Origin of the sequence: Micromonospora globbae (assembly GCF_003610785.1) — a bacterium.
GTDB classification, from domain to species: Bacteria; Actinomycetota; Actinomycetes; order Mycobacteriales; family Micromonosporaceae; genus Micromonospora; species Micromonospora globbae.
In genome coordinates this window covers 133,610-156,087 of sequence record NZ_RAQQ01000012.1, presented here as the reverse complement: position 1 = coordinate 156,087, position 22,478 = coordinate 133,610, and the positions used below count along the sequence as shown (strand labels likewise).

Genomic DNA, 22,478 nt, shown 5'->3' with positions numbered 1-22,478 from the left:
TCGATCCGGCAGCCCCCGCCGGCGCCGCCTGGCGATTATTGCTCAATCCCGACTTCTCTGACCAATCGCGCGCCGTCGCCGCGTCCCTCCCACCCCGCGATCTTGCACTTCCTGCCCCGACATTCCGGGCGAGAGCCACGAAACGAGGGCCGAAACTGCAAGATCGGCGCGAGGAGGGGGTGGGGTAGGGACAGCCCTACGGCGGGGACGCCGGGCTGCGGGATGGGGCGGCGGGGCCGGCCCTGCCTAGCCTTTTGAGCATGACCGCCGTTCCCGCCACCGCAGACCAGCCGAGGCTCGCGCCGACCGTCTCCCGACAACTCCTGCTCGACTCCGGGTACGTGCTGCTCGGCTTCCCGCTGGCGCTGGCCAGCTTCGTCGTACTCGTGGTCGGCACGGCCCTCGGCGTCGGCCTCGTGGTGACCGTGATCGGCCTGCCGGTCCTCGCCGGCACCCTGTACGCCGCCCGGACCTTCGCCGACATCGAACGGCTCCGGCTCCCGACCGTGCTGCACCAGCCCCGGGTACGCCCGCGCTACCGGGCGACGGAGCCGGGCGCGAGCGCCTGGCGGCGCATCCTCGTCCCGATCGGGGACCCGCAGTCCTGGCTCGACCTCGCGCACGGCATCGTGAAGCTGGCCGTGTCGACCGCCACGTTCGTGGTGACCGTGAGCTGGTGGGCGGGTGCGATCGGCGGTCTCCTCTACTGGACGTACGACTGGGCGCTGCCCCGGGGAGAGGGCGACACCGACGCCGCGGAGCTGCTCGGCCTGGGGGACTCCACCCTGGCCCGGGTCGGTCTCTACACGGCGGCCGGGATCTTCTTCCTCATCACGCTGCCGATCGTGGTCCGCGGCTGCGCCCTGCTGCAGGCGCGCTTCGGCCGGGCGATGCTCACCGGGGTGGCCGAGATGCGCGACCGGATCACCGCGCTGGAGGAGCAGAAGCGGGCCGCCGTGTCCGCCGAGGCGGCCGCGCTGCGCCGGCTGGAGCGGGACATCCACGACGGCCCGCAGCAGCGGCTCGTCCGGCTGGCCATGGACCTGAGCCGGGCCCGGCAGCAGCTCGCGTCGGATCCGGACGCGGCCGGTCGCACGCTCGACGAGGCCGTCGCGCAGACCCGCGACACGCTGGCCGAACTGCGCGCCCTCTCGCGGGGCATCGCGCCGCCGATCCTCGTCGACCGCGGCCTGCCCAGCGCCCTGGCGGCGCTGGCCGGCCGGGGGCTGATCCCGATCGAGCTGCGGATCGACTCCGGCCTCGGCACCCCGGACGGCCGGCTCGACCCGGCGGTGGAGAGCACCGCGTACTTCGTCGTCGCGGAGGCGCTCACCAACGTGGCCAAGCACAGCCGGGCGACCGAGTGCCACGTGAGCGTGTCCCGCTCGGACCGGCGACTCATCGTGAGCGTGGGCGACGACGGGCAGGGCGGCGCACACGTCGCGAAGGGGCACGGGCTGGCCGGAATCGCCGACCGGGTCCGCGCCGCGGGCGGCGAGCTGATGGTGGTCAGCCCGCCCGGCGGACCCACCGAGATCCGCGCGGACCTGCCGCTGTGAGGATGTCCTGATGGACAACACCACCATGCGGGTCGTGATCGCCGACGACGCCGTCCTGCTCCGCGAAGGACTGGTACGGCTGCTCACCGAACACGGGCACGAGGTCGTGGCCGTCGTCGGCGACGGCGAGGCGCTCGTCGAGGCGGTGGTGGCCCACCGGCCGGACGTGTCGATCGTCGACGTGCGGATGCCGCCGTCGCACACCGACGAGGGGCTGCGGGCGGCCGTACGGGCCCGGCACCTGGTGCCGCGCAGCCCCGTCCTGGTCCTCTCCCAGTACGTCGAGGTGTCGTACGCCGACGACCTGCTCGCCACCACCGGCGGCGCCGGCGGTGGCGGCGTCGGCTACCTGCTCAAGGACCGGGTGGCCGCCATCGACGAGTTCCTGGACGCGCTGCGCCGCGTGGCGGCCGGCGGCACGGTGCTCGACCCCGAGGTGGTGGGCCAGCTCTTCGCCCGGCGCCGCCGGGACGACCCCCTGCGCGAGCTGACCCCGCGCGAGCGGGAGGTGCTCGGCCTCATGGCCGAGGGGCGCTCGAACACCGCGATCGCCCGCACCCTCGTGGTCAGCGACGGCGCCGTGGAGAAGCACGTCCGGAACATCTTCACGAAGCTCAACCTGCCGCCCGACACCGAGCAGCACCGCCGCGTCCTGGCCGTCCTGACCTACCTCCGCAACTGACCCCCGACCTGGTCCCGCCGGGCCTGACCCCGGGTCGGGCCCGGGGCCGGGGCCGGGCTTCAGGGCAGGGTGCGGGCCAGGGTTACGGCTTCGGTGAGGGTGTCGGCCACCGGGTGGCCGGAGGCGCGCAGCCGGGCCGGGTCGGTGAACCCGCCCGTGTAGAGCACCGCACGCGCTCCCACCGCCGTGGCGGCGTCCGCGTCGTCGATCGAGTCGCCGATCAGCACCACGGAGCCGCCGTCCACGCCCAGTTCGGCGAGGTGCTTCTGGAGCGACTCCGCCTTGCGGTCGCCGCCGACCGTGCCGCGCAGCCCGTCCACCCGCCGGAAGTGCCCGGTCAGGCCGAAGCGGTGCACCGCCGGCACCAGTTCGTCGTGGAACCACATGGAGAGCAGCGACTGGTCACCGGGCCAGGCCCGCATCGCCGTCCGCGCGTCGGCCGCCAGCTCGCAGGTGGTCAGCCCGCTGCGGTACGCGTCGTGGAAGATCCGGTCCAACTGGCCGAACTGCTCCGCGTCGACCGCCCGGCCGAGCACGTCGGCGTAGTACTCGGCGACCGGCCGGCGGAACCGCACCCGGTGCTCGTCCTCGGTCACGGTGGGGCCACCGACGCTGGTGAACGCGGCGTTCGTGCAGGCCACCACGAGGCTGAGGTCGTTCAGCAGGGTGCCGTTCCAGTCCCACACCAGGTGGGTGCGTGCAGGGCTCATGCCGCCGAAGGCTACCCGTCCGGCGCTCACAGCTGGGGCGTGGTGAGGTCGCGCAGCAGCCGCTCCTCCTCGACCCGCCAGTAGCCGTGCTCCCGGCCGTCGAGCAGGACGACCGGCAGCCGGTCGCCGTAGTCGCGCTCCAGTTCGATGTTGCCGGTGACGTCCCACTCGACCCACCGGTCGCCGGTGACCGCCACCACCCGCTCCAGGGCGGCGCGGGCCTCGTCGCAGAGGTGGCAGCCGGGCCGGGTGATCAGGGTGAGCCGGGCGTCACTGGCCATCGGGCACCTCCGTACGCGGGTCGGCCGGGGCCGACGGGTGGTGGACCGGCGCCGCCTGCGCCGGCACCGGCGGGGCCGGGGCCGTCGGGGCGGTCGCCGACCGGAGCTGTGTCTTACGGACCTTACCGATCACCGAGTGCGGCAGGGCGTCGACGAACTCGACGCCGGTCGGGCACTTGAACCGGGCCAGGTTCCGCGCGCAGTGGTCGAGCAGTTCCTCGGCGGTCGGCGCCGCCCCGGGCGCCCGCACCACGTACGCCCGGACAGTCTCGCCGGTACGCGGGTGCGGCACACCGAGTACCGCCGACTCGGCCACCCCGGGATGGGCGTCGAGCACCGACTCGACCTCGTGCGGGTAGACGTTGAAGCCGTTGACCAGGATCAACTCGCCGAGCCGGTCGACCAGGAACAGGTCGCCGTCCTCGTCGGCGTACGCGACGTCGCCGGTCGGCCACCACCCGTCGGCGTCCGGGCCGCCCCGCCCGTCGGGCCAGTAGCCGGCGAAGACGTTCGGGCCGCGGACGACGATCTGGCCCGGATCGGTGCCCGGCGCGGCGTCGACGAGGTCCGGCCCGTCGGGGTCGTCCTCCGGCACGGCCGTGCCGTCGCGCCACAGGTCGGTGCCGTCTGCGCCCACCAGGCGCAGCTCGACGCCGGGCAGCGGCCGGCCGATCGAACCGGTCTTCGGCACCCCACCGACCAGGGTGGAGGTGAGCACCGGGGCCGTCTCGGTGAGGCCGTAGCCGACGTGCACCGGGCGCCCGGTGACCGCGGTGAAGCGGGCCGCCACGGCGGGGTCCAGCGGTGCGGCCCCGCAGACCACCGTGCGGACCGACGCCGTCGCCGCGGCGAGGGTGTCGCCGTCCGCCGTGGACCAGCTCAGGACCATGGACGGTACGCCGACCAGCACGGTGACCCGGTGCCGCGCGACCTCGTCGAGCGCGGCGTCCGGGCCGAGGTCGTCCACGAGCACGCCGGTGGCGCCGTGGTGGATCACCGCGCCGAGCCCGGCGTTGAGCCCGTACGCGTGGAACAGCGGCAGGGCCAGCAGGACGACGTCGTCGGCCCCGACGACCGGCGGCTCGATCCGGCCGACCTGGTCGAGGTTCGCCAGCAGCGCGCCGTGCGTGAGCATCGCGCCCTTGGGTCGCCCCTCGGTGCCGGAGGTGTAGAGCAGCACGGCGAGGTCGTCGCCGCCGCGCGACGGGAAGGTGTCGGATCCACCGTCGGCGACCGGGGGACGCGTGTGCACGGCGGTGAGCGCCGGCAGCTCGGCGGCGACCGGGGCGACCAGGTCGCGGACCCGCTCGGTGGCGATCAGCACCGACGCGCCCGAGTCGGCGAGCACGTGGCGCAGTTCCGGCGTGGTGAGGCCGGGGTTGACGGGCACCGCCACGAGGCCCGCGCGCAGGACGGCCAGGTAGCTGACGACGAAGTCGGGCGTGTTGGGCAGCGCGACGGCCACCCGGGCGGGGTGCCCGGTCCCGTTCGGGTGGGGCACGGCGGCGGCGAGCGCCCGGGCCACGGCGGTCACCGAGGCGTCCAGTTCGGACCAGCGGACCGTCCGGTCCCGCCAGTGCAGCACGGGCCGGTCGCCGTGGACGGTGGCCGCCCGGCGCAGCCGGTCGGCGAGGTTCGGCGCGGGGCTGCTCGCTGCGTCCTGCACGGTGGCTGAGTCTGGCACAGCGGCGGTCGGTCGGCCATGCCCGGACGCGCGGCCGCGGCACACCGTCCGCACGTCCCGCGGTCCCGTCGGCGGGACGCCTCCCTGTGCCGTGGACGCGCCAGCTGCGTCCCGTCGACGGGACGCGCGACACGCCGGGAGCCAGCACGCGGATCGTGTGTCAACTAGCTGACCGAACGGGTCGGACGGTGGCCGGCAGAGCGGGCTTGAGCAGGTCTTCCACTCCGGACCATGGCAACCGGCCAAAGTCAACCGCACACGACGGACAACCGGTCCGCCATCTGTGCGACACGGCGGGAAATACTTCGGCCCTGTGTAACGGACTTGCCACGCGCGGGTGACGTTGGCCCTATCATCACTCGGGTCGGCTCACCCCATTTGCCGTGAGTCGACACCCCTCAGCCCGAGGAGGCCCCCGTGCCCGTCAGCGCATTGGACCAGCACCTCAAGGGGAACTGCCGCCCGCCGGCACACCCCGCATCCGCTCTGCCCTCCCGCGGTGCACCCGCCGGGCGCGCGGCGCGACCGGCACGGCCGACGGCCGGCGGGACGGGGGTGGCGCGATGACGACCTTCGGCTACACGGAGCGGCCGCTCGGCCTGACCGGCCCGGCGCGGAACACCGTGAACGAGCGGGCCACCCCCGTCCAGGGTGGCCACGACGACAACGGCGCCCTGGCCGTCCGGGGTGAGAGCACGGCGAAACGGATCCGCAACCGGCCCCACCACAACGAGGCGCCGGCCCGGCCGGCCGTGCCCGGCGGCAACGCCATGCCGGCCGGCGGGCGGGTCGCGGCACCCGCCCGGCCCACCATGCCCGCGCAGAGCCGGCGGGTGGACGACACGCCCGCGACGACCGACCCGTCCGCGGGCGAGACAGCGGTGCTGCCGGCCGTGCCGGCGGCCGCCGCACCCGCCGGGAGCGGGAGCACCACCGGCTTCCCGAGCCGTCCCGACCCGTCCGACCCGGCGACCGAGGTCTGGGCGCTGGTCGAACGCGCCCAGGCCGGGGAGGCCGAGGCGTTCGGTCTGATCTACGACCGGTACGTCGACACCGTCTTCCGCTTCGTCTACTTCCGCGTCGGCAACCGCCAACTGGCCGAGGACCTCACCTCTGACACGTTCCTGCGCGCGCTCAAACGCATCGGCAGCTTCACCTGGCAGGGGCGTGACCTCGGCGCCTGGCTCGTCACCATCGCCCGGAACCTGGTGGCCGACCACTTCAAGTCCGGCCGCTACCGTCTCGAGGTCACGACCGGCGACGTGCTCGACGCCGACCGCGAGGACCGCGGCCCGGAGGGGAGCCCGGAGGCGGCGGTCGTCGAGCACATCACCAACGTCGCCCTGCTCAGCGCCGTGAAGCAGCTGAACCCGGAGCAGCAGGAGTGCATCGTGCTCCGCTTCCTGCAGGGCTTCTCGGTGGCCGAGACGGCCCGTGCGATGGGCAAGAACGAGGGCGCGATCAAGGCGTTGCAGTACCGCGCGGTCCGGGCGCTGGCCCGGCTCCTGCCCGACGGCTTCCAACCGTAGTCCCGTCAGCGGGACCGCCGCGGGATCCGACGCGGGACCGCCACGGCACCGGCGGGGGACCCCCCACCGGCACCGGCGCGGGACCACCGGCACCGGCGCGGGACCGCCACGGAACGGGCACGGAATCGGCACGGAAGCGGGCCAGGAAGCGCATCGGGAACGGCCTGACACTCGCCGACGCGGCCCCGGTCGCGGCACCCCGTGACCCCATGGCCGCCACGTGACGTCGATCACTTTCTGTGATTTCCGCTCCGCCAGGCCCGTAACCCGTGCCCGGCGCGTTCCGTTTCTCCGGGTGCGACCGGTGGTTGCCCCGGTTCATCCCCCCGGGCCCCCGAGGTCGGCGGCACAGCGCCAACGACCTCACCTCCGCGGTGCCATGCTGCCGCCGGTCGTCGGCCACACGGCGGCCGACCGGCCGTGACCAGCGAGAGGAGGTGCCTGCGGTGGACGACATCCTCTTCTCCCGCCGGCGCGCCGAGCGCTTCGCGCAGCTTCTCGACGAGGCCAACGGCGGCCGGCGCCACCACACCCGGTCCCGGGTCGACGACCAGCTCGCCCCACTCGTGGCGGTCGGTCAGCGGCTCACCGCCGAACGCCCGACGGTCGAGGTCGACCCGAAGTTCCGCACCAGCTTGCGGGCCATGCTGGTCGCGACCGCGGAGCGGGAAGGCGTGGGCGTGGCGGCGACGGGCGCCGCGACCGAACCGGCCGGCGAACGCACCTCCGGCACCCGTTCCCTGCTGCCCGCGGTCACCGCCCGGCGGGCGCGCGCCCGAGGCGCGATCCTGATCGGCGTGGCGTCCGGCGCGATCGCCGTGTCCGGCATCTCGGCCGCGAGCGAGAACGCCGTGCCGGGCGACGCGCTCTACGGCATGAAGCGCTCGACGGAACGCGCCCAGCTCGCCCTGGCCAGCTCGGACATGAGCCGCGGCCAGCTCTTCCTCGACTTCGCGCGTACGCGGCTCGGCGAGGCCGCCGAGCTGCGGGGCGACCACGCCGGGTTCAGCGCCGTGCTCGACGACATGGACGCCGACACCCGCCAGGGCGTCCGGCTGCTCACCACCGCCGCCGTGCAGCGCTCCGACATGGCCGGACTGGACGCCGTGAACGCGTTCGTCGACGGCCAGCGGCGCGCGGTGAGCGACCTGCTCGACGGCGCGGCCCGGGCCGACCGGGAGCGCACCCACCAGTCGCTGGCGCTGCTCGACACGGTCCGCGAACGCTCGGACGCCCTGCGCGCCGCCATCGGCTGCAACCTGCCCGCGCCGGTGGCGAGCGACGCCCTCGGCCCGGCGCCGACCGCCTGCCCCGGCGCCCGCTGACCGACGCAGCACAGTTCACCGCGCGGATGCCCGTCCGTCGGGTCGATGCGGCTACCCTCGCTGGAGGCGCACGCCGTACCGGTCGAGGGAGGGAGGTCGCGTGGCCCGCACCCGGAAGGTGACGGTCAGCACCGACGTCCACGGTCACACGGCCGGCTGGGCCGAGGCCGAGCCGGCTCCCGCCCCCGACCCGACCGCGGCGGCCTTCTTCGACGTCGACAACACGATGATGCAGGGCGCCTCGATCTACTGGTTCGCCCGTGGGCTCGCCGCCCGCAACTACTTCACGACGGCCGACCTGGCCCGCTTCGCCTGGCAGCAGCTCCGGTTCCGGCTGCTCGCCCGCGAGCACGCCGGGGACATGTCGCAGGCCAAGGAGGCGGCCCTCGCCTTCATCGAGGGCTGGCGGGTGGACGACGTGGAGCGGCTCGCCGAGGAGATCTTCGACGAGCTGATGGCGCCGCGCATCTGGGCCGGCACGCGCCGGCTCGCCCAGCGCCACCTGGACGCCGGGCAGCGGGTCTGGCTGGTGAGCGCCGCGCCCGTGGAGATCGGCCGGGTGATCGCCTCCCGGCTGGGTCTCACCGGCGCGATCGGCACGGTCGCGGAGATCGTCGACGGCGCGTACACCGGGCGGCTGGTCGGTGATCTCATGCACGGGCCGGCGAAGGCGGAGGCGGTGGCCCAGCTCGCCGCCGTCGAAGGGCTCGACCTGGCCCGCTGCACCGCGTACAGCGACTCGGCCAACGATCTGCCCCTGCTCACCACGGTCGGCCGGGCGGTCGCCGTGAACCCTGACGGGACGCTGCTGCGGCGTGCCCGGGAGCACGGGTGGGAGGTCCGCGACTTCCGGACCGGCCGGCGGGCGGTGCGGATCGCCGTGCCGTCCACGGCGGCGGCCGGCGTCCTCGTCGGTGCGGTCAGCGCCGGTCTCGCGTTGCACCGCCGCCGCCGCGTCGGCTGACCTCGGGCCGCACCGGCCGGACGCGCACCGCCCGGCCCGGTCACGGGCCGAACGGGTCCGGGCGCCGTTCGAGCAGCTTGTGGAGGGTCTGCTGGATGGTCTCGCGGACCTGGTCGGCGAGGTTGAAGACCACCAGCGGATCGTCCGCCGAGTCGGTCAGGTGCGCCGTCGGGATCGGCGGGCAGAACTCGATCAACCACTTGCTCGGCAGCGGGATCATCCCCAGCGGACCGAGCCACGGAAAGGTCGGGGTGACCGGGAAGTACGGCAGCTTGAGCAGCCGGGCGAGAGGCTTGATGTCGGCGAGCATCGGGTAGATCTCCTCGCCCCCGACGATGGCCACGGGCACGATGGGGGTGCCGGTGCGCAGCGCCGCCGAGACGAACCCGCCCCGGCCGAAGCGTTGCAGCTTGTAGCGGTCGGAGTAGAGCTTGCCCACGCCCTTGAAGCCCTCCGGGAAGACCCCGACCAGTTCACCGGCGCGCAGCAGCCGCTCGGCGTCCGGGTTGCACGCCACCGTGCCGCCCGACTTGCGCGCCAGCTCGGAGACCACCGGCATCCGGAACACCAGGTCGGCGCCGAGCAGGCGGAGGAAGCGGTGTGCGGGGTGGTGGTCGTGCAGGGCGGTCGCGAGGATCAGCGCGTCGAGCGCCACCGTGCCGGAGTGGTTGCCCACCACGAGGCCCGCGCCGTCGGCGGGGACGTGCTCGACGCCGGTCACCTCGGTGCGGAACCAGTCCCGGTAGAGCACGCGCAGCGGCGGGTGGAGGACGGCCTTGGTCAGCTCCGGGTCGAAGCCGAACTCGTCGACCTCGTAGTCACCGGACAGCCGCCGGCGCAGGAACGCCAGCGCGCCGGCCACCTTCCGGTCCCAGGGGTCTCCCGGCCGGTCGGCCACCGCCGGTCCGTCCCGCCCCGGAGTCTCCGGGCGCGCGCCCGCCGGCCCGGCGTCGTCCGCGCGCCCGGCGCGTCGCGGCGCCTCCGTGCGTGGCGCCTCCGGCCCCGCCGGCCTCCCCGCGGTCCCCGACCGTCCCGGGGCCTCCGACTTCCCCGGAGACCTCCCCGAAGACTCCGGCCCGGCGGGCGGGCTCGCGGGTCGGTGGCCGTTGCGCCGCGCCGGCTCCGCGTCCGGGCCGGGCGCCGCCGGCGGTACGCGGAACCGGCCCCGCGCCCCGGCGTCGTCGCGCTCCTGACCCGTCACGACCCCTCCCGGACGGCCGCCCGCACCTGCCGGATCCCGTCCAGCACGAGCCGCTCGGCGGCGGCCAACTGGTCGCGGGTCACCACCACCCCACCGTGGTGGGCACGGATGAAGTCGTCGAAGGCCGCGGCCGTCGACCGCGGGGTGAAGCCGTACTCCTGCTCCAACCGGGTGGTGTCCACGACCCGGCCGTGCACGAAGAGGTCGACCTGGTCCAGGCCGTACCGGCCGAAGCCGAGGGTGCGGGCGAGCGCGGCGGCGCCGGAGAGGCCGGGTTCCAGCACCGGCACGGCCACCCGACCGGCCCGGCGGATGGCCTGGGTGAGGGAGAGCACGCCCGGACCGGCCACGTTGTAGGTGCCGGGATGGTCCTCGACGACCGAGCGGTGCAGCACCTCGAGCGCGTCGTCGAAGTGCAGGAACTGGAGCCGGGGATCGCGGCCCAGGACGGTCGGCACCACCGGCTGCGAGAAGTAGCGCGTCAACGTGGTGTCGGCGGTGGAGCCGATGAAGGGCGCGAAGCGCAGCACGGTCGCGGTGACGTCGGGCCGGCGGCGGCGGAAGCCGCGGACGTACCCCTCGATGTCGAGGATGTCGCGGCCGAACCCGCCGCGCGGCACCTCGCGCGGCTCGGTCTCCTCGGTGAAGACCGCCGGGTCCCGGAAGGACGCTCCGTACGCGGCCGTGGAGGAGCGGACCACGAGCTTGCGCAGCCGCGGTGCCCGCTGGCAGGCGGCGAGCAGCTGCATCGTGCCGATGACGTTCTGTTCCTTCATGGCCGACCGGCCGCCCTGCTGCCGGTCCGGCGCGGTGATCAGCGCGAGGTGCACCACCGCGTCGACGTCGAGGTCGGCCAGGAGGCCGCCGAGGGACTCGAAGTCGACGCGGATCCGCTCCACGCCGTCGAGCAGGTCGGCGAACTCGCCGGGCGACTCGGGCGGATCGATGCCGATGACCCGCTCGATCCGGGGGTCGGCGGCGAGCCGGGCCGCCACGTGGGCGCCGAGGTAGCGGCCCACCCCGGTCACGACGACGACCCCCGGAGCACCGGGGGTGCCACCGGGGGTCATCTTCCGCACCTTCCCCGGCAGGCGGGATCGAGCCGGGACATCCACGGCCTGATCACCTGAGCCTCCGAGGGTCGACAGAGGGCATGTGACGGCGTTGCCGGGCCGTGGGCCCGGCAACGGTCACTTGCCGAGACGGCGACGCTGGACGCGGGTCTTGCGCAGCAGCTTGCGGTGCTTCTTCTTAGCCATGCGCTTGCGGCGCTTCTTGACCACCGAGCCCATACGACAGCCTTTCGATGCAACGTGCGGGGCGGACCGGCTGCCACCACCACGCGGGTGGGCGTCGGCGACCGCTTGCGGACAACGGACCGGACCAGCTCGGGCGGTAGGGCGCACCGGGGTGCGGTCACGGTCGGGGTCCAGGGTAGCGGGAGAGCGTCAGCAGGACCAACGCGACCCCGGCGTCGAGGCTTCGCGGACGTGGCGCGCGCCCGCCGGCGACTCACTCCTCATGCCCGCCGTGCCCGGGGCTTCCGGGCGGCCGCGGGCGGCCCGGTGGTTCAGGCGGTCTCCTGAAAGGCGCCCCGCAGATACTCGTGCACCGCGTGTTCCGGAACCCGGAACGACCGGCCGACCCGTACCGCGGTGAGTTCACCGCTGTGCACCAGGCGGTAGACCGTCATCTTCGACACCCGCATGACCGTCGCCACCTCGGCGACGGTGAGGAACTTGACCTCCGACAGCCGACCGTCGGACTGCGACCCGGCCATGGCTCACCCGACCCCATCCCATGCCCGGCGCGTGCCCACGCCGGCGGGATGCTCCCGCCCGGGCCGGCAACGCGCGTGTTACCAGTACGGTAGCGGTGCCGCTGTGACCGGCGCGATCCCTTCCTACAACTGATCATGATTCGGACCCGGGTTTCACCCGTCCTGACCTGGCGGTATGCGCCCTGCTGCGCCGCCCGTCCCGTTGCCGGGACCGAACGGCCCGGAACCGACCGGTCACCAAGCGCGACCGTTCCGCGGGACCGGCCGGGAACCGGCGGGAGGGCGGAGGCACCCGGTGGCTCCGGCGGCGCCACCGGAGCCACCGGGCGGGCGCCCCGGGCCGCTTCCGGACGCGGAATCCCGAGGCTCCGCACTGGGAGCGGGCACCAGTGTCGCAGGTGCGCCGGGAGCGCCGGACACCGGTGGATCATGAATCTCCGGGGGCCGCGCCGACCGGGAGCGCCGGTCGGCCGTCAGGAGATCAGGGTGCGGACGTACGCCACGCACTGCTCGTGCAGCACGGACCAGGACTCGCCGAACACCTGGGCGGAGGCGCGTTCCACGGCCGTACGGTCGTGGACGACGGCGTCGAAGAAGGCGAGCAGCCGCTGCTCGCCGAAGCGGTCGACGAGGTGCCGGACGGCCAGGTAGCCGAGACCGTAGCTGCCGGCCACCCGCTCGGCCGGGGCGTCGTCGGCGGGGGCGAGTTCCTCCAGGCGGCCGTTCCAGCCACTCTGGATGAGCCGCCGCACCTGGCTCAGCCCCTCGTACCGGTTCGTCGCCTGGCCGTTGGCGGCGACGTACTCCGCCAGCCCCTCCACGAGCCACCAGGTGGTCTTGCCCGGGTAGCCCCCGTCGGGCAGCGAGGCCGCGTGGGTCAGCTCGTGCCGGAGCAGGTCGTCGATGCCGTCGTCGGTGGTGCCTTCCGCGTTGAGCACGATCTCGTGGTGGCCGCCGCCGACGGTCACCGCGTACCCGCCGGTCCAGGTCGGCCGGCCCCCGCCGTACCAGCGTTCCCACTCGGTGCGGCCGGCGTAGAAGATCCGGTAGCGGTCCGGCGGGGAACCGTCCAGCGTGTACCGGTCGGCGACCTTCGCGGCCGCCTCGGCCTGGGCCAGCAGGGCGGGCAGCCTCCCGCGCAACGCCGGCGTGGTGGCGACGAGCGTCCGCGCACCGGTCGCCGCGACCAGCTCGCTGATCTCCCACGGCCGGGTGCCGGTCTCGGCCGACTTGGACTCCTCGACGGCGACCAGTCGCGGCTGCTGCCCGTCCTCGCGCCAGCGGGTGCCGGCGAGCACCGGGCTCGGTCGGCAGCCGGGCGCCACGAAGCAGTACTGGTACCGCACGAGCATCCGCCACTCGCCGGGACGGTCGGTGACCGGTGTGGGCAGCCCCGTCACCTCGGCCCGCCACGTGGTCACCCCCAGCGCCCGCAGGGCGGTGAACCGGCGGCGCAGGTCGGCGTGGGCGGCCGGGTCGGCCACGGCCAGGAATCCGGCCTGGTCGCCGGCGAGCAGCGCCGCGGACTGCCGTCTCAGCGCGTCGGCGATGCGCCCGGCGAGTTCGCGCTCGGCCCGGGTCGCGTCGTCGGCGGCCGTGGTGCCGGCGCGCTTCAGGACCGTCCGGGTGCCGCGCTCGCCGACCACACCGACCACCAGGACGGCCGGCACGCCGCAGCCCAGCAGCAGCAGTACGACCACCGTGAGCACCGTCCACACCGGTCGGACCCGGCGGGGCGCTGGCTCGTCGAGACCGTCCATCACCCGGCGAAGGGTAACGACCGGAAGCCCGTTCCGGCGAGACCGGTGCCACCCGTTCCGGCGAGACCGGTGCCACCCGTTCCGGCGAGACCGGTGCCGGCGGGTCGGCCGCCGCGAGCCCGGCCGAGGCGGGTCAGGCGGGCCGCCCTCCGAGGCGGAGCAGGGTGACGGTCGCCGCCCAGACCACCACCAGCGCGACGCCGAGCAACGGTCGACCGAGCGACGCGAGCATGGCGCCGCCCGCCACGAACCAGGCGGCCTGGAAGGCGTGCTTGCCGGCGGCCGGCAGCACCACCCGCGCCTTGGGGGAACCGAAGACGCCCCAGAGCGCGGCGAGCACCACGGGCACGGCGACGGCGGCCAACAGCCGGACCGCCGGGCCGGCGTCGCGCGCCCAGCCCCACCGGGCGCCCACGACCAGGACGGCCAGTTCGAGCAGGAAGAGCAGGAGGAGCCCGAGCGCGCGGATCACGACGGCCGCCCACCGGGCCAGGAACGCAGCGCGACGTCCAGCGCCTCGATCAGGTGGTCGTAGGAGCGGCCGACGTCGCGGGGCAGGCCGAAGCCGCCGGCCGCCTCCAGCGAGACGAACCCGTGCAGGGCGCTGCGGACTCCCCGGGCGGCGTCGACCGCGTCGTCGCCGGTGATGCCGTAGCCGTGCAGGATCGCGTAGATGGCCCCGACCGCCCGCTCCCCCGCCGTCACGTGCTCCGGGTCGGCCGGATCCGGCACCTGCTGTGTGGCGGGGTAGCGGCCGGGGTGCCGGAGCGCGTACGACCGGTAGGCGGCGGCGACGGCGCGCAGCGCGTCGGTCCCGGCGCGGCCGGCGGCGGCCGTCGTCAGCTCGGCGGCCAGTTCGGCGGTGGCCAGCGCCGAGACCTTCTGGGCGAGCGCGTCCGCGTTCCGGACGTGCTTGTAGAGGCTGGGCAGCGCCACGCCGAGCCGCGCGGCCAGCGCGGCGAGGGTGAGCCGCGGCCAGCCGACCTCGTCGGCCAGCCGGGCCGCCTCGCGTACGACGATCTGCTGGTTGAGCCCTGCCCTAGGCACCGGTGCACACCGCCAGGAACGCCGTCAGCTGCTCGGCCATGCGCGCCGGCTGGTCGGCGTGCGGGTAGTGGCCCGAATCCTCGATCATGCGGGCTTCGGCGGTGGCGAAGAGCCGCCGCGCCGCCCGCGCCTCGGCGCCCGGGTCGGGGAAGTCGGGGTCGCGGGTGCCCATGAGCACGAGGACCGGCTGCCGGACGTCGCGGGCCCGGGTGGTCCAGTGCGGCTCGACGGGCGCGTTCACGCCCCGCACCGCCGCCATGCGGCCGGGCTCGCGCAGCTTGGCGACCATCGCCCGGCGGAAGGCGGCGTCGTCGGCCGGACGGGTCACCGGGAACAGCGTCCGGTGGAACATCCCGAACAGGCGCGGGCTGCGCAGCACCAGGGCCACGGCGGCCCGCATGAACGGGTTCATCCTGGGCGGGTTGACGAACGCGCCGACCAGCACGATCCCGGCGACCTGCGCGGGGGCGTCGGCGGCGGCGAAGGTGACCGCCGCGGCGCTCGACGAGTTGCCGACGAGGACCGCGGGACCGCCGTCGAGGGCCCGGACCACGGCCACCAGGTCGGCGCCCACCTCGGCCGGCGCGTACGTCGGCCAGCCGACGCTGGAGTCGCCGTGGCCCCGCACGTCCACCGAGGCCACCCGGTAGCCGGCCTCGACGAGCAGCGGGATCAGGTGCCGGTAGGACGCGCGGTTCTCGCCCATCCCGTGGGAGAGGACCACCAGCGGGCCTTCGCCGTGCACCTCGTACGCGATCCGTCCGCCCGGGCGCTCGACATAGCTAATATTCATAACGCAAAGGCTAATGTCATTAGCCAACGGCGTCAAGGGGTTGACCTCACCTCGGCTTCACCTCGCACGATCGGTGCATGTCGAACATCCGCACCGGCGTACCGCACCTGCGCATCGCCCGCCCGAGCCGCGACCTGGCCGCGGCCGAACGTTTCTGGGTCGGCGGTCTCACCCTCGACGTGCTCTGGCGCTCCACGGCCGCCGGACCGGGCGGGCACGACCTGCTGATGCTGGGCTGGCCGGACGCCCACTGGCACCTGGAGCTGGTGGCCGGCGACGTGCCCGACCCGACCCCCACCGCCGAGGACCTGCTGGTCCTCTACCTCGACGGCCCCGTCGACGAGGACCTGGTCCGGGAACTGGAACGGGCCGGCGGGACGAGGGTCTCCGCCGGCCCGTACTGGGACCGCTGGGGGGTGACGGTACGCGATCCGGACGGCTACCGCCTGGTGCTCAGCACCCGGGCGTGGTCGAACCGCTGAACCCGCCCCGGGCTACTTCTTCGAGACAAGGGCGCGGGCGAAGAAGGCCAGGTTGGCCGGGCGCTCCGCGAGCCGGCGCATGAGGTAGCCGTACCACTGGTCGCCGTACGGGACGTACGTGCGCACCGTGTAGCCCTCGCTCACGAGCCGGGCCTGCTCCTCCGGGCGGATGCCGTACAGCATCTGGAACTCGAACCGGTCCGGCCCCCGGTCGAACCAGCGCGCCCGGTCCTCGCCGATGGCGATGAGCCGCGGGTCGTGCGTGGCCAGCATGGGGTAGCCGTCGCCGGACATCAGGATGTTCATGCACCGCACGTACGACTTGTCCACCTCGTGCGCCGACTGGTAGGCCACCGACTCCGGCTCCCGGTAGGCCCCCTTGCAGAGCCGCACGCGCGAGCCGGCCGTGGCGAGCTCGCGGCAGTCGGACTCGGTGCGCCGCAGGTACGCCTGGAGCACCGCGCCGGTCCCGGGGTGGTCCTTGCGCAGCTTGGCCAGGATGTCCAGCGTCGAGTCGGTGGTGGTGTGGTCCTCCATGTCCAGCGTCACCGTGGTGCCCGCCGCGTCCGCCGCCGCGCAGATCGCCCGCGCGTTGTCGTACGCGAGCTGCTCGTCGAACATCTGGCCGAGCGCGGAGAGCTTCACGCTCACCTCGGCCGCGGGGGTGAGGCCGGCCTCGTTCAGCAGCCGCAGGAGCCGCAGGTACTCGTCCCGGGTGGCGTTGGCCTGCTCGGGGGTGACGGTGTCCTCGCCGAGGAAGTCGAGGGTGACCGCGAGGCCGTCGGCGACGAGAGCGCGGGTCGCGCGCAACGCGTCGTCGGTCTGGGCGCCGGCCACGAACCGGCGCACGACGTCCCGCGTGTACGGGGCCGTCGCGACGAGCCGCTCGACCTGGGATGACCGGGAGGCGGCGAGGATGACGGAACGGAGCATGAGCCGAGCGTAACGCCCGGGCGGGCGCGCGCGCCGGGGGGCGGCCGGGGCCACGGTGGTGGCACCGATCGGTTACAACGATGCCGTGGAACGCAACCCCCGTCGCCGGCTGCGGTCGGCCTCCGTTCAGCTCGGCGCGCTCACGGCGCTGGCCCTCGCCCTCTCCGGCTGCAACCTGACCTCCGACGACGACGATGACGACTGCGCCCTCGGCCCGGAGGGCGGCGGCGACACGGTGGCGCTGGCCATGCGCGTACCCGCCCCGTCCGCCGAGCGGACCGGGTCGGACCCGGCGCCCGCGGCGGTGCCCGAGCGCGGCGGTTTCGGCACCCACCTCGCCTCCTGCGGCGGCTGACGTGCGCCGGGAGCGGGTGACCCCCCGCCCGGACTGGGACGCCACCATCCGGGAGCAGGGGCTGGTGTACGTCGACACGGAGCTGCCCGACGGCGGCGTCATGTCGTACTGGGACGAGTCCGCCGCGTACGCCTTCGAGCTGGACGAGGTGCTGCGGCTGGAGGAGGCGACCGAGGAGCTGCACCGCATGGCGGTGGCCGCCGCGGAGCACGTCGTGGCCCGCGGGCGGTACGCCGAGTTCGGCATCCCGGCCTGGGCGGCCGACGCGGTGGCGCGGTCCCTGCGGGAGCGGCCGCCGACCCTCTACGGCCGCTTCGACCTGTGGTACGACGGCAGCTGGCCGCCGAAGCTGCTGGAGTACAACGCCGACACACCGACCGCACTGGTCGAGGCGGCGATCGTCCAGTGGTACTGGCTGGAGCACACCCGGCCCGAGCTGGACCAGTGGAACAGCCTGCACGAGCGCCTGGTCGGCGCCTGGGCGAAGATCGGCGCGGGTCTGCACGACCGGCGGGTGCACGTGGTCTGGTCCAGCGAGGAGGAGACGGGCGAGGACCACATGACCGCCGGCTACCTGGCCGAGACGGCCCGCCAGGCCGGTCTGGACGTCGAGCTGCTGCCGATCCAGGAGATCGGCTGGGACGGGCGGCGTTTCGTCGACGCCACGGACGCCCCGGTCACCACCTGCTTCAAGCTCTACCCCTGGGAGTGGATGCTCGCCGAACCGTACGGGCGGCTGGCGCTGGAACCGGGCACCCCCACCACCTGGATCGAGCCGGCCTGGAAGCTCCTGCTGTCCAACAAGGCGCTGCTCGCGGTGCTCTGGGAGCTGTACCCGGGCCACGACTACCTGCTCCCGGCGTACCTCGACACACCGCGCGGCATGTCCGAGTACGTGGCCAAGCCGCTGCTCGGCCGGGAGGGCGGTTCGGTGCGGATCGTCACACCCGCCGAGGAGATCGTCAATCCGGGCATCTACGGCGACGAGGGCTGGTGCTACCAGGAGTTCCGCCCGCTGCCGTCGTTCGACGGCAACCGGATGGTGCTGGGGAGCTGGATCGTCGACGGCGAGTCGGCCGGCGCGGGCCTCCGCGAGAGCACAAGCCTCATCACCGACGGGTACGCACGGTTCCTGCCGCACTACATCGACGCGCCGCGTCCCGGCTGAGTCGTCTACCGTTGGGGGCGTGAACTTCGACGCGTACGCCCGGACCGGGGTTGACCTCGTCAACGCCCGTCTGGACGACCTCGACGACCTGCGGGCACTCTTCCCCGACTCCAGCGCGTGGATGCGCGAGGAGGTCGCGGAACGGGACCTGGCGATCTTCCGGCGGGCGCAGAAGCGCCTGCGTGACGTCTTCGAGTACGGCACCTCGGGGCGGGACGCCGACGCGGTGGCCGAACTCAACGCGCTGCTCGAGGCGTACCCGGTGCAGCCCCGCATCTCGGGGCACGACTCCAGCGACTGGCACATGCACGTGACCAGCCGCGGCGCCTCGGTGAGCGCCGAGTACCTCGCCGGCGCCGTCTGGGGCCTCTCCGTCTGGCTCTGCGAGTACGGCAGTGCCCGGTTCGGGGTCTGCGCCGACGAACGCTGCGGCAACGTCTACCTGGACACGTCGTCCAACTGCTGCCGCCGGTTCTGCTCGGAGCGCTGCGCGACCCGCTCCCACGTGGCCGCGCACCGGGCGCGCAAGCGGGCCGCCATCGGCGAGCAGGCCACCGTGGCGGCCCGGCCGGCCGCCGCCGAGTCGCTCACCCCGGTCAGCTGAGTCGCCGTCGCGGCGTCCGGCGGAGACGTCGGGCGCCGCGACCGGCCGCGACGTCCGCTGCGATACGGTGCGGGCGCCGGCGCCCGGCGAGGCGCCGGCGCCGGGTGGTGTGCGCGTCAGGCGTCGACCGGCGACGGCGTGCTCAGGTGCTGGCGCGCGAAGTCCAGCGCGGCGCGCAGGTCGTTCTCGCGCACCTCACGGCTGCGCGCGCCCCGGGTCGACACCTCCACCGCGACCGACCCGGTGAAGCCCCGCCCGGCCAGCGACCGCAGCAGCTCCGCGCAGGGCTGGGTGCCCCGCCCGGGGACCAGGTGCTCGTCGCGCCCCTCACCCGTGCCGTCGCCGAGGTGCACGTGCGCGAGCGCGTCGCCCATCCGGTCGGCCATCGCCATGGCGTCGGTGTGCGACGCGGCGCAGTGCGACAGGTCGAGGGTGTAGGCGGGGTAGCCCGTCTCGGTCGGATCCCAACCCGGGACGTACGGGACGAACTGCCGGCCGGCCATCCGCACCGGGTACATGTTCTCCACGGCGAAACGCAGGTCCGGGTGGCGGGCGGCGACGGCGTCGAGACCCTCGCGGAAGTTGCGGGCGTAGTCGCGCTGCCAGGTGAACGGCGGGTGCACCACCACCGTCGGCGCCTCCAGCGCCTCGGCGAGCTGCGCCGAGCGGCGCAGCCGCTCCCAGGGATCGGGACTCCACACGCGCTGGGTGACCAGCAGGCAGGGGGCGTGCACGGAGAGCACGGGCACGCCGTAGTGCCGGGCGAGGCCGTCCAGCGCACCCGCGTCCTGGCTCACCGCGTCCGTCCACACCATCACCTCGATCCCGTCGTAGCCGAGGGCCGCGGCCATCTGGAAGGCCGCCGCGGTCCGCTCCGGGAAGACCGAGGAGGTGGACAGGAGCACCGGGACTCGGGACGTCACTCCGCCAGGGTAGCCCGGACCCGCCCACCGCATCGTGACGAGCGACCGCAAAGCGGTCGGACCACCACGCCGGCTCAGCCCGGTCCGAGCTGGTCGAGCCGGCGCAGGATCACCCCCTCACGCAGCGCCCAGGGGCAGATGCTCAGCTTGTCGACGTCCAACCGGCGCATGACCGTCTCCGCCACGACCGCGCCCGCGAGCAGCTGGTGCGCCCGGCCCACGCTGACCCCCTCCAGCTCGGCGAGCTGCCGGGGCGCGATGTGCCGGATGAAGCCGATCACCTGGCCCAGCCCGGTGCGGGTGAGGCTGCGCTTGGCCCACAGGCCCGCCCCCGAGGGGGCCGCCCCGGCCAGCCGGGCCAGGGTGCGGAACGTCTTCGAGGTGCCGACGGGCCGGTCCCAGCCCACGTCGACGATCTCCTTGACCACCGGGTCGAGCAGTCCGTCCACGTACTCCCGCAGCTTTTCGACCGCCGCGGCCGGCGGCGGCCCGTCGTCGTCCGGCGTCACCCCCAGCCGCTCCCGCGTGAGCCGGCCCGCGCCGAGCGGCAGCGAGACCGCGGCCGCCGGATCCTCGTCGATCCCCGCGGCCAGCTCCAGCGAGCCGCCGCCGATGTCCAGCACCAGCAGCCGCCCCGCCGACCAGCCGAACCACCGCCGCACCGCGAGGAACGTCATCCGTGCCTCGTCCGCGCCGGTGAGCACCTCCAGGCGTACGCCGGTCTCGTCCCGGACCCGGGCCAGCACCTCGGGCGCGTTGGTGGCGTCGCGCACCGCGGAGGTGGCGAACGCGATCAGGTCGTCGGTGTCCAGGCCGGCGGCCGCCGCCTTGGCCATGCTCACCGCCTTGACCAGGGCGTCGGCGCCCGCCGCGGTCAACGCGCCGTCCGGGCCGATCTGCTCGGCCAGCCGCAGCACCACCTTCTCCGAGTGCGCCGGCCACGGGTGTGCGCCGTGGTGCGCGTCCACCACCAGCAGGTGCACCGTGTTGGAACCGACGTCGAGGACCCCCAGTCGCATGCCTCGACCCTAGGGGCAACACGTTTCGCCGGCTCGCGGGCCGGCACGGTCCACCGGGCGTACGCTGGGCCGGGTGACGACGGAGCTCCGTGTACTGGTGGACGACCCGGGTGACCCGCGCAGCCGCGAGGTGCCCCTGGACTTTCCCCGGGAGTGGATCGAGTTCACCGACCCCGCCGACGACGACCACCTGATCCGGGCGGACCTCACCTGGCTGCTCTCCCGCTGGACCTGCGTCTTCGGACGCGGCTGTCACGGCATCATCGCCGGCCGCGCGGCCGAGGGGTGCTGCTCCCACGGCGCGTTCTTCACCGACGCGGACGACGAGAAGCGGGTACGCGCCGCCGTCAAGCGGCTCACGCCGCAGACGTGGCAGCACTTCCGCCGGGGCTTCAAGAGCTGGACCGCGAACGACACGATCGACGGCAAGAACCCGGCCCGTCGGACCGCCACGCGCGACGCGGACGGTCCGTGCGTCTTCCTCAACGACGTCGACTTCGCGGGCGGCGGCGGGTGCGCCCTGCACGCGCAGGCGCTGCGCGACGGCGTGCACCCGCTGGAGTACAAGCCGGACGTCTGCTGGCAGCTGCCCATCCGCCGGGACCAGGAGTGGGTCAAGCGGGCGGACAACACGAAGGTGCTGGTGTCCACGCTGTCCGAGTTCGACCGGCGCGGCTGGGGCGCGGGCGGGCACGACCTGGACTGGTGGTGCACCTCCTCGACGGACGCCCACGTGGGCACCGAGCCGATGTACGTCTCCTACGGTCCGGAGCTGACCGCGCTCATCGGCGCGCCGGCGTACGCCAGGCTGGCCGAGCTGTGTGCGGCCCGTTCCCGTCAGGGCATGGTCGCCCCGCACCCGGCCGACGCGTCCTGACGCGGCCGAGCGGGCGCCGCACCGGCGCGCCGGTAGGCGATCCGGCGGCCGACGACCCGACCCGGCCGCCGGCGCTCGGCGCGGACGTCGCCGGCGGGGCCGGTCAGGGCTCGAACTTGTAGCCCAGGCCGCGCACCGTGACGATGTAGCGGGGCGCGGAGGGCTCCGGTTCGATCTTGGAGCGGAGACGCTTCACGTGGACGTCCAGGGTCTTCGTGTCGCCCACGTAGTCGGCGCCCCAGACCCGGTCGATGAGCTGCCCCCGGGTGAGCACCCGGCCGGCGTTGCGCAGCAGCAGCTCCAGCAGCTCGAACTCCTTCAGCGGCAGCTGCACGGGGGCGCCGTCGACGGTCACCACGTGCCGCTCGATGTCCATCCGCACGGGGCCGGCCGCCAGCGTGGGGGCGCCCGACTCGGTCGCCTCCGGGCTCTGCCGGCGCAGCACGGCCCGGATCCGGGCCACCAGCTCGCGCGGCGAGTACGGCTTCGTCACGTAGTCGTCGGCCCCGATCTCCAGGCCGACCACCTTGTCGATCTCGCTGTCCCGCGCGGTGACCATGATGATCGGCACGTGCGAGCGCTGACGGAGCTGGCGGCACACCTCCGTGCCGGACATCTCGGGCAGCATCAGGTCGAGCAGCACGATGTCGGCGCCCGTCCGGTCGAACTCGGTCAGGGCCGACGGGCCCGTCGCGGCCACCGAGACCTCGAAGCCCTCCTTGCGGAGCATGTACGACAGGGCGTCGGAGAACGACTCCTCGTCCTCCACCACCAGAACGCGGCTCAACGGGGTTTCCTTTCC

At 74.4% G+C, this 22,478-nt stretch carries 25 protein-coding genes and 1 pseudogene; 10 read left to right on the top strand and 16 right to left on the bottom strand.

The genetic code is table 11. From position 1 onward, the window contains the following. Positions 1-260: 260 nt before the first annotated feature. Together D7I43_RS18105 and D7I43_RS18100 are read left to right on the top strand one after the other, a co-directional pair. Entirely contained in the window at positions 261-1,559 is a 1,299-nt protein-coding gene (locus D7I43_RS18105; RefSeq protein WP_120329701.1) for a sensor histidine kinase, read from the top strand. Positions 1,560-1,584: 25 nt separating this feature from the next. Then, a complete protein-coding gene (locus D7I43_RS18100; protein ID WP_120329756.1) occupies positions 1,585-2,241 on the top strand; it encodes a LuxR C-terminal-related transcriptional regulator in 657 nt (218 codons plus the stop codon). A gap of 59 nt (positions 2,242-2,300) precedes the next feature. On the opposite strand, the gene D7I43_RS18095 is transcribed toward D7I43_RS18100, so the two are convergent. Genes D7I43_RS18095 through D7I43_RS18085 form a run of 3 tightly spaced genes read right to left on the bottom strand, consistent with a single transcriptional unit; the run spans position 2,301 to position 4,898 of the window. Then, positions 2,301-2,951, bottom strand: a complete 651-nt coding sequence (locus D7I43_RS18095; RefSeq protein ID WP_120329757.1) for an HAD family hydrolase — start codon at positions 2,949-2,951, stop codon at positions 2,301-2,303. Between the two features lie 26 nt (positions 2,952-2,977). Beyond that, the gene (locus D7I43_RS18090; protein ID WP_120329700.1) at positions 2,978-3,232 is read right to left on the bottom strand and encodes a glutaredoxin family protein; all 255 of its coding nucleotides are present in this window, start codon (positions 3,230-3,232) and stop codon (positions 2,978-2,980) included. Then, on the bottom strand, positions 3,222-4,898 hold the full coding sequence (locus D7I43_RS18085; protein WP_120329699.1) for an AMP-binding protein: 1,677 nt from the start codon (positions 4,896-4,898) through the stop codon (positions 3,222-3,224). Before D7I43_RS18085 ends, D7I43_RS18090 begins: the two co-directional genes overlap by 11 nt. Positions 4,899-5,479: 581 nt before the next feature. Between D7I43_RS18085 and D7I43_RS18080 the strand changes: the two genes are divergently transcribed. The 3 genes from D7I43_RS18080 (at position 5,480) to D7I43_RS18070 (ending at position 8,734) form a co-directional block, all read left to right on the top strand. Then, positions 5,480-6,445 (top strand): ECF subfamily RNA polymerase sigma factor, BldN family, encoded by a 966-nt coding sequence (locus D7I43_RS18080; protein WP_120329698.1) that lies wholly within the window; start codon positions 5,480-5,482, stop codon positions 6,443-6,445. A gap of 437 nt (positions 6,446-6,882) precedes the next feature. Next, complete coding sequence (locus tag D7I43_RS18075; protein WP_192902188.1) at positions 6,883-7,770, top strand: DUF5667 domain-containing protein; 888 nt, start codon at positions 6,883-6,885, stop codon at positions 7,768-7,770. 100 nt (positions 7,771-7,870) lie between these two features. Further along, positions 7,871-8,734 (top strand): HAD family hydrolase, encoded by an 864-nt coding sequence (locus tag D7I43_RS18070; RefSeq protein WP_120329696.1) that lies wholly within the window; start codon positions 7,871-7,873, stop codon positions 8,732-8,734. Positions 8,735-8,774: 40 nt separating this feature from the next. Here the strand turns inward: D7I43_RS18070 and D7I43_RS18065 are convergent, their stop codons facing one another. The 9 genes and pseudogenes from D7I43_RS18065 to D7I43_RS18025 form a co-directional block, all read right to left on the bottom strand. Next, positions 8,775-9,632 (bottom strand): lysophospholipid acyltransferase family protein, encoded by an 858-nt coding sequence (locus D7I43_RS18065; protein ID WP_120329695.1) that lies wholly within the window; start codon positions 9,630-9,632, stop codon positions 8,775-8,777. Positions 9,633-9,931: 299 nt separating this feature from the next. Continuing rightward, a complete protein-coding gene (locus D7I43_RS18060; RefSeq protein WP_120329694.1) occupies positions 9,932-11,005 on the bottom strand; it encodes an NAD-dependent epimerase/dehydratase family protein in 1,074 nt (357 codons plus the stop codon). Positions 11,006-11,125: 120 nt separating this feature from the next. Then, positions 11,126-11,227 carry a 30S ribosomal protein bS22 gene (locus D7I43_RS18055; RefSeq protein ID WP_007465623.1) on the bottom strand — a complete coding sequence of 34 codons (102 nt, stop codon included), beginning with the start codon at positions 11,225-11,227 and terminating at the stop codon, positions 11,126-11,128. Positions 11,228-11,505: 278 nt separating this feature from the next. Continuing rightward, the gene (locus tag D7I43_RS18050) at positions 11,506-11,715 is read right to left on the bottom strand and encodes a helix-turn-helix domain-containing protein (protein WP_007465625.1); all 210 of its coding nucleotides are present in this window, start codon (positions 11,713-11,715) and stop codon (positions 11,506-11,508) included. Positions 11,716-11,949: 234 nt separating this feature from the next. Continuing rightward, a pseudogene (locus D7I43_RS33680) lies at positions 11,950-12,147 on the bottom strand (hypothetical protein); the annotation flags it as partial. Between the two features lie 41 nt (positions 12,148-12,188). Continuing rightward, on the bottom strand, positions 12,189-13,475 hold the full coding sequence (locus D7I43_RS18040; protein WP_240033027.1) for a hypothetical protein: 1,287 nt from the start codon (positions 13,473-13,475) through the stop codon (positions 12,189-12,191). Between the two features lie 133 nt (positions 13,476-13,608). Then, positions 13,609-13,947, bottom strand: a complete 339-nt coding sequence (locus D7I43_RS18035) for a YrdB family protein (protein WP_158610112.1) — start codon at positions 13,945-13,947, stop codon at positions 13,609-13,611. Continuing rightward, positions 13,944-14,522: a TetR-like C-terminal domain-containing protein gene (locus D7I43_RS18030; RefSeq protein ID WP_120329691.1), complete on the bottom strand. Its 579-nt coding sequence runs from the start codon at positions 14,520-14,522 to the stop codon at positions 13,944-13,946. The genes D7I43_RS18035 and D7I43_RS18030 overlap by 4 nt, the downstream gene beginning before the upstream one ends. After that, positions 14,515-15,315, bottom strand: coding sequence for an alpha/beta fold hydrolase (locus D7I43_RS18025; protein ID WP_120329690.1), 801 nt, complete (start codon positions 15,313-15,315; stop codon positions 14,515-14,517). Before D7I43_RS18025 ends, D7I43_RS18030 begins: the two co-directional genes overlap by 8 nt. A 77-nt stretch (positions 15,316-15,392) precedes the next feature. On the opposite strand from D7I43_RS18025, the gene D7I43_RS18020 reads away from it, so the two are divergent. Continuing rightward, positions 15,393-15,797, top strand: coding sequence for a VOC family protein (locus tag D7I43_RS18020; RefSeq protein WP_120329689.1), 405 nt, complete (start codon positions 15,393-15,395; stop codon positions 15,795-15,797). Between the two features lie 12 nt (positions 15,798-15,809). On the opposite strand, the gene D7I43_RS18015 is transcribed toward D7I43_RS18020, so the two are convergent. Continuing rightward, positions 15,810-16,730 carry a proline dehydrogenase family protein gene (locus D7I43_RS18015; RefSeq protein WP_120329688.1) on the bottom strand — a complete coding sequence of 307 codons (921 nt, stop codon included), beginning with the start codon at positions 16,728-16,730 and terminating at the stop codon, positions 15,810-15,812. An 85-nt stretch (positions 16,731-16,815) separates the two neighbouring features. Between D7I43_RS18015 and D7I43_RS18010 the strand changes: the two genes are divergently transcribed. The 3 genes from D7I43_RS18010 to D7I43_RS18000 are packed head-to-tail and all read left to right on the top strand — an operon-like array spanning position 16,816 to position 18,857. Further along, positions 16,816-17,085, top strand: coding sequence for a hypothetical protein (locus tag D7I43_RS18010; protein WP_240033019.1), 270 nt, complete (start codon positions 16,816-16,818; stop codon positions 17,083-17,085). A gap of 1 nt (position 17,086) precedes the next feature. Then, positions 17,087-18,253: a glutathionylspermidine synthase family protein gene (locus D7I43_RS18005; protein ID WP_120329687.1), complete on the top strand. Its 1,167-nt coding sequence runs from the start codon at positions 17,087-17,089 to the stop codon at positions 18,251-18,253. 19 nt (positions 18,254-18,272) lie between these two features. Then, positions 18,273-18,857, top strand: coding sequence for a CGNR zinc finger domain-containing protein (locus tag D7I43_RS18000; RefSeq protein ID WP_120329686.1), 585 nt, complete (start codon positions 18,273-18,275; stop codon positions 18,855-18,857). A 116-nt stretch (positions 18,858-18,973) separates the two neighbouring features. Here the strand turns inward: D7I43_RS18000 and D7I43_RS17995 are convergent, their stop codons facing one another. Both D7I43_RS17995 and D7I43_RS17990 read right to left on the bottom strand, forming a co-directional pair. Next, positions 18,974-19,780 carry a sugar phosphate isomerase/epimerase family protein gene (locus D7I43_RS17995; protein WP_192902187.1) on the bottom strand — a complete coding sequence of 269 codons (807 nt, stop codon included), beginning with the start codon at positions 19,778-19,780 and terminating at the stop codon, positions 18,974-18,976. Positions 19,781-19,854: 74 nt separating this feature from the next. After that, the gene (locus D7I43_RS17990) at positions 19,855-20,799 is read right to left on the bottom strand and encodes a Ppx/GppA phosphatase family protein (RefSeq protein WP_120329684.1); all 945 of its coding nucleotides are present in this window, start codon (positions 20,797-20,799) and stop codon (positions 19,855-19,857) included. A 73-nt stretch (positions 20,800-20,872) separates the two neighbouring features. Here D7I43_RS17990 and D7I43_RS17985 point away from each other — a divergent pair, with 73 nt between their 5' ends. Continuing rightward, complete coding sequence (locus D7I43_RS17985) at positions 20,873-21,676, top strand: DUF3109 family protein (protein WP_192902186.1); 804 nt, start codon at positions 20,873-20,875, stop codon at positions 21,674-21,676. 103 nt (positions 21,677-21,779) lie between these two features. Here the strand turns inward: D7I43_RS17985 and D7I43_RS17980 are convergent, their stop codons facing one another. After that, the gene (locus D7I43_RS17980; RefSeq protein WP_120329682.1) at positions 21,780-22,463 is read right to left on the bottom strand and encodes a response regulator transcription factor; all 684 of its coding nucleotides are present in this window, start codon (positions 22,461-22,463) and stop codon (positions 21,780-21,782) included. Positions 22,464-22,478 lie beyond the last annotated feature (15 nt).